Genomic DNA, 11,575 nt, shown 5'->3' with positions numbered 1-11,575 from the left:
AACCCTAGGGTTGCTTTTAGCTGATCGATGTGCAACTCTGGGGTTGCTACAAACTGCAACGCAAGGGTTGCATAGATCTCCGAGAGGAACCATCATCATGAGCATGACCGCCAATCCCGTCTCCGTCGTCGACGAGGACCGGTTCACCGTCCGCCGGACGATCCACGTCGCCGCGCCCGTCGAGAAGGTGTGGTCGGCCGTCACGGCGCCCGAGCACATCTCGCAATGGTTCGGCCAGGCGCGGTTCGAGGGCAGCGGCGTCGGCGCCCGAGGGACGCTGACCTTCCCGGACTACGGCGCCGTCCCGCTGCGGATCGAGGCCTTGGACCCCGAGCGCTCCGTCACCTACCGGTGGGGCAACGACGACGCGCTCGGCACGCCGCCGGCCGAGCTTGACGACGCCCGCTCGACCGTCTTCACCTTCACTCTTGAGCCCGCCGACGGCGGGACGCAGCTCACGGTCGTCGAGTCGGGGTTCGAGAACACGTCGGACCCGGCATCCAACCTCCGCGCGCACAGCGTCGGCTGGAACGACGAGCTCGACAAGCTCGTCGCACTCCTCGAGGGCGGCGCGTGACGTCCGAGACCCTCGTTCCGATGTTCGCCGCACTCGGAGACGAGACCCGGTGGAGCATCCTGACGGCGCTCGGTGAGGGGGATGCCTCGGCATCCGCCCTCGCCGGGCGCCTCCCCGTGACCCGCCAGGCCATCGCGAAGCACCTGGCCGTGCTCGAAGAGGTCGGCCTCGTCGAGTCCTTCCGCGTCGGGCGAGAGGTGCGGTACCGGGTCATCGGCGCGGCTCTCACCGCGACCGCCCAGCGCCTCGACGCCATCGGCGCGGAGTGGGACCGCCGCCTCGCGGCGATCAAGCGCATCGCCGAGTCGCTCTAGCCCCCCCGTCGCCGCGCGGCCGGGCCGTCGCGCAGCCCCGCCCGCCACAGCGCCGGAGATCGCCACTTCGTCGGAGCGACACGCCGTGCTGCGCTCCGACGAAACGGCGATCTCCGACATTGCGGTCTCGGTTAGCGCGGGGAGGCCCACGCATGGTCGCGCAAGCGGTCCGCATGCCGTTGCATCCGATGCAAGAAATCGACAGCATTGAGACAAAACACAACAAACACTTGAACTACCACGATCCCCGCACCTAGATTGAGCCGCGAGCGGGCGTCGACGCCCGTCCCATCCCGCCTGAAACGAGTCGAAGATGACACGTCCCCGGATCCTGCTCGCGGCGGCTGCCGCGGCATCCGTCACCGTCGCGATGCTCACTGCGGCGTCGCCGGCGCTCGCCGCGAAGCCCACGCCGCCTGCCCAGCCCGTCGTCACGCGAGCCGCCCTCGATCCGGCGCTCGTCGCGGGCCGCGGCGCCGACGTGGGGTTCGTCGAGCAGGAGGCCGAGAACGCCGTGACGAACGGCACAGTCATCGGACCGAGCCGCGAAGCCTATGAGCTCGAGGCGGAGGCCTCGGGTCGCAAAGCGGTTCGACTCGCTCCCGGACAGTACGTCGAGTTCACCCTCCCCGCGGCGGCGAACGCGATCACGGTCCGCTACAGCCTTCCGGATGCCTCGAAGGGCGGCGGCGTCACCGCGCCACTCGAGGTCAGGGCCGGGCACAAGAAGCACACGCTCGCGATGACGTCGCAGTACGGCTACCTTTACAACCAGTACCCGTTCACCAACGATCCCGACGCCGGACTCCTGCACCCGGACTGGTGGATCACCGAGTGCGGGTGCGTTCCGCAGTCCGACCAGCCGGGCTTCGAGCCGCCGCATCCGTTCCGGCCGATGAAGTTCTTCGACGAGGAGCGCCTGCTGCTCGGCAAGACGTATGCGGCGGGCGAGACCATCCGGCTCACCGCACCGGCCGGCGTCGCCTGGACCGTGATCGACCTTCTCGACACGGAGCTCGTGGGCCTCCCGTACGTCACGCTCAAGGCCGCGAACGTCGTGCTGTTCGGCGCCGATCCGACGGGACGGAAGGACTCGGCATCCGCCATCGAGAAGGCGATCGCGTTCGCGCAGGCGCGCGGGCTCACGGTCTACGTTCCGCCGGGGATCTACCGCGTGGACCGCCACATCGTCGTCGACGACGTGACGATCGAAGGCGCCGGCAGCTGGTACACGAAGATCAAGGGCTCCGAAGTCGCGCTCGCGACGCCGTCGCCGGACGGGTCGTTGCACACGGGCGTCGGCTTCTACGGGAAGGATGCCGCGGCCGGCGGCAGCTCGAACGTCCACCTGTCGGGCTTCGCGATCGAGGGCGACGTGCGCGAGCGCATCGACACCGACCAGGTCAACGGTATCGGGGGTGCGTTCAGCGACTCGAGCTTCTCGGGCCTGCACATCCAGCACACGAAGGTCGGCATCTGGCTCGACGGGCCCATGTCGAACGTCACGATCGAGGACAACGTCATCGTCGACCAGATCGCCGACGGCGTGAACCTGCACCTCGGCGTGACCGACTCCGTCGTGCGGAACAACTTCATCCGCAACACGGGGGACGACGGTCTCGCCGCGTGGGCGGAGCAGAAGGCCGACCTCCCGACGAATGCGCGCAACACGTTCGACCACAACACGGTGCAGACGCCGACGCTCGCTAACGGCATCGCGATCTACGGGGGCACCGACACGACGGTGTCGAACAACCTCGTCGCCGACACGATCCGCGAGGGGAGCGCCCTGCACGCGGGGTCGCGCTTCGGCGCGCACGCCTTCGCGGGGTCGCTGACCTTCTCCGGCAACACGACGGCGCGCGCCGGCACCTTCGAGCTCAACTGGAAGATCGGCCTGGGCTCGATCTGGTTCTACGTTCTCAACAAGTCCATCGACGCCGACATCCAGGTCGTCGGGGACCACTACCTCGACAGCACGTACAACGCGATCATGCTCGTCTCCGACTGGCCTGTGAAGGATCAGTACACCCTCACCGGGCTGCAGTTCCGTGACATCCAGGTCGACGGCGCGGGCACGTCGGTCGTGAGCGCGCGGGTCAAGGGCGGGGCATCCTTCGAGAACGTCGACGTGCGCAACATCGGCTGGTGGGGCGTCAACAACTGCGGCTCGTTCGACGACCCGACCTATTCGCACACTTCGTTCTTCTCGACCGACCTCGGCGGCAACGACGGCGTCGACAGCAACGAGTGGCACCCGGGCACCAACTGGCTCGCGTACTACCTGCCCAACCCCTACACGTGCGACGACCGCCCGCCGGTCGTCGCGCCGCCCGCGCCCTCGCCGTGGGTGCAGCCCGTGGGCTGACCCCCTCGCCCGCCGCAACGTCGGAGATCGCCGCAACGTCGGAGCTCTTCAACCCGGAAGCTCCGAAGAAGCGGTGATCTCCGACGTTGCGGTGCGGACGGACGGATGCCTCGGCCCGGGCGGCGCCAGGCCGAGGCATCCGCTCACCGGTCAGGGGACGCAGGTGAAGCTTGCCGCGCTGTTCGAGTCCGCACCCGTGAACTTCGGCCACGTGGGGTACTCGCAGAGCGGTCGGGTGCGGCCCGCCGTCGCAGCGTTGGTGTCGACGATGGTCTGCGGCCCCGGCGCCACGCCGTTCTCGACCCCGTTCTGCAGCGCCGTGAGCGAGTCCCAGCCGGCGACGAAGGGGCCGAAGCCATGGCTCATCCCGGGGATCGTGTAGAACCTGAGGAACGAGTCGACCTTCTTCTCACCCAGGTCGGCGACCACCCGGTCGTAGAGCTGGATCGTGTTGTAAGGGGAGACCCCGTCATCGGCCATGCCGGTGTACATCAGCACTTTCACCTTCTTGGCGAACGCCTGCTGGAAGCTCACGTCGGTCGTGTCCATGATCGTGCCGAGCTCCTGGATCCGGTCCTCATACGCGTGGATGTCGAAGTCCAGGTAGTTCAGCGTCGGGTCCTTCGTGACGAACCACTTCGCGTTGGTGTCGCCGACCTGGTAGTGCCAGGCATCCTGACTTGTCGCGGGATTGTGCGGCACCTGTGTCAGACCGAGGTTGTACCTGCCGAGGGTGAGCAGGCCGCCGTTGTAGACCGGGAATCTGGCCGCGACGCTGTTGCCCGCGATCTCGAAGCCGAGGTCGTTGTCGGACGCGAGGGTGTCGAGCGTCGCGATCTGGGCATCGGAGAGGCAGGAGTCGCCGAGATCGGCGCCGCCTGCGCACCGGAGCGTCTGCACGTCGAACGTCTCGAGGCATCCCTGCGTGTCCGAGATGATGCCGTCCGTGGCGCCGTCGATCGGATCGCACGTCGCGTAGACGCTGTTCACGAGCAGCGTCTGCTTCGCCGGATTCACCCAGCCGGCGCCGCCGTTCTCGTAAAGCGCATCCCGGTAGACGGAGCCATGTCCCGCGTGCATCATCGTGACGTTGTAGGTCGGCGTTCCCGCCACGACACCGTCGTAGTCCTTCGAATAGCGAGCGGCGGCGTCGAGCGCCTCATGGCCGCCCTGCGAGAAGCCGATGAAGTAGAAGTACGAGGGCTTGGCCTTGTAGGCCGCATCGATGAGCGAGACGGCGACGTCGTGCGTCTTCTTGATCGACTGCTGGCCGTAGTTGAGCAGTGCTTCGTCGTTGAGGGCGAAGCTTCCGCCCGCGCCTTGGTGGCCGCCGTCCGACCCGAGGGTCACGTAGCCCTGCTGGAGCGGCGTCGGCTGTCCGGGAGGCTGATTGCGGTACGCACCGAGCCCGTTGACGAGCGTGCCGTTGAGCCCGCCGCCGCCCATCTGGAGGGCGCGGCCGTTCCAGTTGTCGGGGAGGTTGACCTGGAACATGATGTCGGGCGCCGCCGGATCGACGGGGTGGATCGCCCCGTTCACCCGGCATTGCCCGTTGGGCGACGCGACCCATTGCGCCTGCGTGACCGTCGCGCCCGTCGTCGGCAGGTCGATGGCCTTCTTGCTGATCTCCAGGCCGGTCAGTGCCGCGCACTGTTCCTGCCCGAATGCCGCGGCCGGCTGCTTGGCCTGCGCGGGGCTGCCTGCCCACACGCCCGCCAGCAGAGCAGCGATCGCCGCCGCGACGGCGAGTTTGCGCTTCCGCATGATCTCTCCTCGTTGAGTGATGGATGCGGGGAAGGCGGCCTGGTGAGCGAGGGGCTCGACTTCCCTCTTCTAGGCAAGCTAGCCGTTGCCTATGGGCGAAGGGAAGTAGTCACGCCAAAACTGTTCACGATTCTGGCTCCGATCGCTCGGGACCGCGAGCCATTCGGCTGCCCGGCACGCGTCCGCCCGCAGACGATGGATGCCGTGCCCCGGCCGGGGACGCGGCATCCATCGCACGCTCGGGGTGTCAGCGCAACTTGCCGAAGGTGGCGTCGATGTCGGCCATCTCCATCTCGGCGGTTGCCTCGATGAGCGCGCGGAGCTCGGCATCGGCACCCGGCGCGAACTCCTCCGGCCGCTCGGGCGCAATGGTGAGCGGAGCGCCCTCGGGAGCCTGCTCCGACGCGTCCAGCGTCGTCCCATCCCCGGACGGCGAGACGCCCTGGAAGATCTTGCCGGCCTCCGACTGCCCGCCCAGGTCGAACGAGTACTGCTTGTTCTGCAGACCCAGGTCGAGCAGCCGCTTGACCTCGGGGAACCGCTCGGCGTTCGTCTTCGGGATCGGAAGCGCCATGCGCCACTGGACCCCGAGCGTCTCGAGGGCCTTCGCATAGGCGTTCTCGTGCGCCTGGTCGCGCACGATGAGGTACGAGATCGTCGAGCGCGCGGTCTTGTTCGACGTCATCTCGTAGATCCGGCACTTCTGCAGTCGCCCCGTCGACTCGAGCATGAGGTTGTAGAGCAGGTCGAGCACGAGGTTGCCCGAGTTGTACACGTAGCTTCCGCTCCACGGGTTGCCCGCGGCATCCACCGGCAGCGCTCCCTGCGCCCCGACGAGGTAGTGGTGGATGTTGCTCGTGTCGAGGGCGATGCTCAGCGGCGTATCTCCGCCCGACCCCGGCATGTCGACGGGATCGGTGGGCTTGCCGTTGTAGCGCGGCGACCCGTCGAGGAGGCGCGAGATCGTCGTGCCGATCAACTCGACGTGGCCGATCTCCTCCGTGCCGATGCCCTGCAGCAGGTCCTTGTACGGCTTGCCGCTCGGGCCCCGGAAGTTGATGCTCTGGAAGAGGTACTGCATCATCGTGCGCATCTCGCCGAACTGTCCGCCGAGGCCCTCCTGCAGCGCGTTGGCGGCTGCGGGATCGGGCTCGTCCTCGGCGATCGGGTTGATGAGCTGCTGCAGGTGGAAGTACATGGGGCTCTCCTCGATCCGAACGACCCGGGCGGAACGACCCGGGTGCCTTCGACCGTGCAGGAGCGCGGCGGATCGCGGATCCCCCTGGATTCTCCTGGAAAGCGGGGCGTAGACTCCCGCGCCCGCGACCGGATGGCGCCTTCCGGGGCCCTACTCCTCGAGCGGACCCAGCGCCGGACCGGGCACGAAGCGGGCGGCGGTCGGATCGGCACCGTCGAGCTCGATGATCACGACGTCGTTCCCGCCCGCGCGGGTGACGGGCGCGGGGACGAAGAGCGTCTGCTGCGGGCCGTTGCTCCAGTAGCGACCGAGGAGGAAGCCGTTGACGAAGGCATAGCCCTTGCCGAAGCCGCTCGTGTCGAGGAAGAGGTCGGCCTGCGCATCGAGGTCGAACCCGCCACGCGCGACCCGGGGGCCCCACGCCAGGGGCGATCCGGTCGCCGCGAGCTCGTCGAGGTCGATCGGGGTGGCGGTCCAGCCCTCGATCGGCACGCCGCCCAGCCGCGGCAGCCCTATGAGACCCTTCTCCTCACCGAGGCGCTGGTCGTAGTTGACGCGGCCCTGCTCCTCGACGAGCAGCGCGAGGTGCGAACCGGCGGGAACGAGAAGCGTCCTCTCGCTCCGGGTGCGCGAGAGGGTCCCCACGCGGCGCCCGTCGACGGCGACCCAGGCGTGATCGCGGATCTCGTCGATCTCGAGCACCGTCGGCTCGCCGTCGCGCGAGGCGTCGGCCGGCAGCTCGGCCTCGTACAGGACGAGCGCCCCGAGGTGGTCGAGCGCCTCGAACGAGGGAGGGGAGGGATGCCGCGCCCCGCGATCGCCGCGGACACCCTCGCCGATCACCGCGTCGAGCGCGACGTCGAAGGCGGGGGCCGGCCGTGCGGGAGCCGGCGTCTCGGCGGGAACCTCCGCGTAGCGCGCGATCACCTCGCGGAACGCGTCGAACTTGGCCGTCGGGTTCCCCGCCTCGTCGAGCGGCGCGTCGTAGTCGTACGACGTCGTGATCGGCAGGTAGCGGCCCTTGTCGTTCGCGCCGTTCGTGATCCCGAAGTTGGTGCCGCCGTGGAACATGTAGATGTTGACGGATGCCCCGGCGGCCAGGAGCGCGTCGAGCTCGGCGGCCGCGGCATCCGTGTCCGTCGTGTGGTGCAGGCCGCCCCACCAGTCGAACCAGCCGTCCCAGAACTCCGAGCACATGAGGGGGCCTGTGGGCTGGTGCTCGCGGAGCGTCGCGAGGCGCTCGGTCGCGCGGGAGCCGAACGATCCCGTGCGGTGGAGCTCGTCGAGGCTGCCGTCGCGGAGCATGTCAGGCTCGGGCTGGTCCACCGTCGTGAGCGGGACGGTGATGCCGGCATCACGCGTCACGCGCACGAGCTCGGCGAGGTAGTCGGCGTCGGCGCCGTACGCGCCGTACTCGTTCTCGATCTGGACGAGGATCACGTTGCCGCCGCGGTCGATCTGCCGGGGAACGACGATCTCGTAGACGCGCTCGAGATAGCGCCTGACCTCGGCGAGGTACTGCGGTTCGGAGCGGCGGAGGCCGATGCCGGGCGTTCCCGTCAGCCAGACCGGCAGGCCGCCGTTGTGCCACTCCGCGCAGATGTAGGGGCCCGGGCGCACGATGGCGTGCAGACCCTCGGCGGCGACGAGGTCGAGAAAGCGGCCGAGGTCGTTCCAGCCCGTCGCATCCCACTCACCCCGGAGCGGCTCGTGGGCGTTCCACGCGACGTACGTCTCGATCGCATTGAGGCCCATGAGGCGGGCCTTGCGGATGCGGTCGGCCCACTGGTCGGGGTGCACGCGGAAGTAGTGGAGAGCGCCCGCGATGATGCGGTGCGGCTGTCCGTCGAGGAGGAAGTCATCGTCGCCGATGGTGAAGGTGGGCACTGGGCTCTCCATGACAGAGGGGCGGCCGGCGTGTGACCGACCGCCCCCTCTCGTTGCTCGTGTTCTTACTTGTCGACCGTGAAGCCCTGCGCGTCGCCGTACTCGACGAGCGCGTCCTGCCACGTCACCAGGCCCTCGTTGAGGTCCGAGTGGTTCTCGTACGACTGGCCGACGGTGTCACCGAAGATGCTGTTGCCGTAGACCTGGAAGGGGAGGTACTGCCATCCGGGCACGACCGAGTCGGCCGCCGCCGCGAGCACCTCGTTGATCTTCTGCCCGCCGAAGTACTCCGGCTCGGCAGCCAGGAACTCGTCGGAGCCCAGCTGCTTCGTGGTCGAGGGGAAGCCGCCGCTCTCGAGAAAGATCGAGATGCTGTCGTCGCTGTTGTTGAGCCACCAGAGGAAGCCCGCGGCGAGAGCCGCGTTCTTGCTCTGCTTGGTCACAGCCTGACCGCCGCCGCCGTTCTCGGCCGACGCCGCCTTGCCGTCGTAGGTCGGCATCGGGGCGACGCGCCAGTTGCCGGCGCCGTCCGGGGCTCCCGACTCGAGGTTGCCGGGCATCCAGGCGCCGGTCGCGAGCGTCGCGATGGTGCCGTTGCCGAGCGCCTGGAACCACTCGTCGCTCCACGCCGAGATCGGCGCGACGAGCTGATTCTCGACGAGCGTGTTCCAGGTGTCGGCCCACTTCTTGGAGCCCTCGTCCTGGAGGTCGATCTTCACGTCGGTGCCGTCCGTCTGGAACGGCTGACCGCCGGCCTGCCAGATCATGCTGGTCGTGAAGCCCGCGTCACCCATGTCGGCGGTGATGTACTTCGACGGGTCGGCGGCGTGGAGGGTCTGCGCCGCGGCGACGTATTCGTCCCACGTCGTGGGGACCGCGATGCCGAACTGGTCGAACACGGCCTTGTTGTAGAAGAGGGCCATCGGGCCCGAGTCCTGCGGCAGGCCGTAGATCGCGTCGCCCGAGGTGACCGAGCCCCAGGTCGACGCCGTGTAGTCGCCTTCGAAGTCGCCGAAGCCGTAGCCGGAGAGGTCGAGCAGCGAGTCGGTGAGCGTGAACTGCGGGAAGGCGTAGTACTCGATCTGCACGACGTCGGGAGCGCCCGAGCCGGCCTTGATCGCGTTCTGCAGCTTGGTGTACTCGTCGTTGCCCGTGCCGGCGTTGACCACGTCGACCTTCACGTTCGGGTATGCCTTCTCGAAGGCGGCGGCCTGCTCCTCGGCCTGCGGCGTCCACGACCAGTACGTGAGCTCGCCGCCCTTCTCGAGCGCCGACTCGACCGCGCCGAAGCCGTCCTGCGGGGCGTCCGAGGATCCTCCGCCGCTCGAGCCGGAGCAGCCGGCGAGTGCGAGTGCGGCGACGGCGCCCATCGCCGCGATGGCGGCGTAGCGGCGCGCATGTGACCTGTGCGTCATTGCTGTGTCCCTTTCAGGTGAACAGGGCCGCGCGTTCCGCGGCCCCGCCGGGTTGTCGTTCGTCACGGTGCAGTCCCCGGCTACTGCTTGACGCTTCCCGCGCTCAGCCCCGACTGCCAGAACCGCTGCAGCAGGAGGAACGCGACGATGATCGGGATGATCGTGAGGAGCGACCCCATGATCACGAGGTTGTAGATCGGCGAGGATCCGGCGCCGATCGACTGCGCCGCCCACTGGTTGAGGCCCACGGTGAGCGGGTACCAGGTGGGGTCGCTCAGCATGATGAGCGGCAGGAAGTAGTTGTTCCACGTCGCCACGACGGCGAAGAGCAGCACCGTCACGATGCCGGGGACGAGGAGCCGGATCGAGATCGTGAAGAAGGTGCGGAACTCGCCCGCGCCGTCCATCCGGGCCGCTTCGAGCAGCTCGGTCGGCACGGCGTCCTCGGTGTACACCCAGATGAGATAGAGGCCGAACGGCGTCACGAGCGAGGGGATGATGACCGCCCAGGGCGTGTTCGTCAGTCCGAGCTCGCTGAAGAGGAGGAACGTCGGCACCGCGAGGGCCGTCCCGGGCACCGCGATCGCGCCGAGGACGATCGCGAAGACCGCTCGGCGGCCGGGGAAGCGGTACTTCGCGAGGCCGTAGCCGGCGAGGGTCGCGAGGAGTGTCGCGCCGCCGGCGCCCACCACGACGTAGAGCAGCGTGTTGCCGAACCAGCGGAGGAAGATGCCGTCGCGGTAGGTCAGCGTGTCGACGAGGTTCTGCCACAGGGCGAAGTCCGGGCCGAACCACAGCCCGAAGCTCGAGAAGAGCCCGCCCTGGGTCTTGGTCGCGTTGATGACGAGCCACAAGAGGGGCACGAGCGTGTACAGCGCGTAGAGCACCATGACGATGAGCAGCACCTTGGAGCTGCGTGGACGGAGCGGATTCGTCCGTGCCAGCGCGGGCTTGCGCGTCGGCTTCGAGGCGTCCCGAGTCGTCCGTCGGGTGGTCTCGTGCGTGGGGATGGTCGCGGTCATCAGCGCACCTCCGCTCGGGAGCCGCGCAACTGCACGACGTAGGCGATGACCGCCGTCATGACGCCCATGATGATTGCGACGGTGGCGGCGTAGTTGAACTGCTGGCCCGAGAACGACAGGTAGTACGCGTACATGTTCGGCGTGTAGTACGTCGTGATCACGTTCGGAGCGAGGGGGCGCAGGATGTTGGGCTCGTTGAAGAGCTGGAAGCTGCCGATGATCGAGAAGATCGTCGCGATGACGATCGCACCGCGCAATGACGGGATCTTGATCGCGAAGACGGTGCGCCATGCGCCGGCGCCGTCGATCGACGCGGCTTCGTAGAGCTCACCCGGGATGGTCTTGAGCGCCGAGTAGAAGATGAGCATGTTGTAGCCCACGAACTCCCACGTGACGATGTTGCCGATCGCGACGAGCATCCACTGCTTGGCGAAGGGCGTCAGGAGCTCGAATCCCAAGAGGTCGTTGACGTTCGCGGTGAGGCCGAACTGGTCGCCGTAGATGTAGCCCCACATGAGGACCGCCACGACCGCGGGGACCGCATAGGGCAGGAACAGCACGATCCGGAAGAAGGATGCCCCGCGCAGCCGTGCGCTGTCGATCGCGAGCGCCGCGCCGAGCGCCAGCGCGAGCATGATCGGCACCTGCACGACGAGGAAGAGGAGCACCCGGCCGAACGCCTCCCAGAACTGCGGGTCGGTGATCGCCTGCGCGTAGTTCTCGAGGCCGACGAAGGTCGTTCCGCCGACGAGCTGGTCGCGGAAGAGGCTCAGGTAGAGCGCGTACGCGAGCGGCGCGAGGAAGACGAGGGCGAACACGATCATGAACGGCCCGACGAACCACCAGCCGCGCCAGTCCGTGGACGGACGGCGCAGACGCGGGGTGCTCGCGAGTGCGGGGGGCGCGACGGTTGTCGTCATCGACGGGCCTCTTCTGGACTGATCAGGGGTGTCGCCGGAAGCGCCCGGCGGAATTGTTTACGCAAACATTTGCATGAACGTCGCTACGATGTCAACGTAAACAGAGGGAG

9 protein-coding genes are annotated in these 11,575 nt (G+C 68.1%); 3 read left to right on the top strand and 6 right to left on the bottom strand.

All coding sequences use genetic code 11. The annotated features are described in order from the left end of the window. Positions 1-103: 103 nt before the first annotated feature. From G5T42_RS03705 to G5T42_RS03695, 3 genes are all read left to right on the top strand, one after another. A complete protein-coding gene (locus G5T42_RS03705; RefSeq protein ID WP_241245945.1) occupies positions 104-577 on the top strand; it encodes an SRPBCC domain-containing protein in 474 nt (157 codons plus the stop codon). Then, positions 574-891, top strand: a complete 318-nt coding sequence (locus G5T42_RS03700) for a metalloregulator ArsR/SmtB family transcription factor (protein ID WP_241245944.1) — start codon at positions 574-576, stop codon at positions 889-891. Before G5T42_RS03705 ends, G5T42_RS03700 begins: the two co-directional genes overlap by 4 nt. Positions 892-1,204: 313 nt before the next feature. Continuing rightward, positions 1,205-3,259 carry a glycosyl hydrolase family 28-related protein gene (locus tag G5T42_RS03695; protein WP_165125590.1) on the top strand — a complete coding sequence of 685 codons (2,055 nt, stop codon included), beginning with the start codon at positions 1,205-1,207 and terminating at the stop codon, positions 3,257-3,259. Positions 3,260-3,409: 150 nt separating this feature from the next. On the opposite strand, the gene G5T42_RS03690 is transcribed toward G5T42_RS03695, so the two are convergent. From G5T42_RS03690 to G5T42_RS03665, 6 genes are all read right to left on the bottom strand, one after another. Next, positions 3,410-5,023, bottom strand: coding sequence for a tannase/feruloyl esterase family alpha/beta hydrolase (locus G5T42_RS03690; protein ID WP_165125587.1), 1,614 nt, complete (start codon positions 5,021-5,023; stop codon positions 3,410-3,412). A 247-nt stretch (positions 5,024-5,270) separates the two neighbouring features. Then, positions 5,271-6,221, bottom strand: coding sequence for a manganese catalase family protein (locus G5T42_RS03685; protein WP_165125584.1), 951 nt, complete (start codon positions 6,219-6,221; stop codon positions 5,271-5,273). 150 nt (positions 6,222-6,371) lie between these two features. Continuing rightward, positions 6,372-8,108, bottom strand: coding sequence for a beta-galactosidase (locus tag G5T42_RS03680; protein WP_165125581.1), 1,737 nt, complete (start codon positions 8,106-8,108; stop codon positions 6,372-6,374). Positions 8,109-8,173: 65 nt separating this feature from the next. After that, positions 8,174-9,523: a sugar ABC transporter substrate-binding protein gene (locus G5T42_RS03675; protein ID WP_165125578.1), complete on the bottom strand. Its 1,350-nt coding sequence runs from the start codon at positions 9,521-9,523 to the stop codon at positions 8,174-8,176. Between the two features lie 80 nt (positions 9,524-9,603). Continuing rightward, entirely contained in the window at positions 9,604-10,413 is an 810-nt protein-coding gene (locus G5T42_RS03670; RefSeq protein WP_241246033.1) for a carbohydrate ABC transporter permease, read from the bottom strand. Between the two features lie 131 nt (positions 10,414-10,544). Further along, a complete protein-coding gene (locus G5T42_RS03665; RefSeq protein ID WP_165125572.1) occupies positions 10,545-11,465 on the bottom strand; it encodes a sugar ABC transporter permease in 921 nt (306 codons plus the stop codon). Positions 11,466-11,575: the final 110 nt, after the last annotated feature.

The organism is Microbacterium sp. 4R-513 (genome assembly GCF_011046485.1).
In the GTDB taxonomy this organism is placed as follows: Bacteria; Actinomycetota; Actinomycetes; order Actinomycetales; family Microbacteriaceae; genus Microbacterium.
Note: the sequence above shows the minus strand (reverse complement) of the source record. Positions and strands in the feature narration are given on the sequence as shown.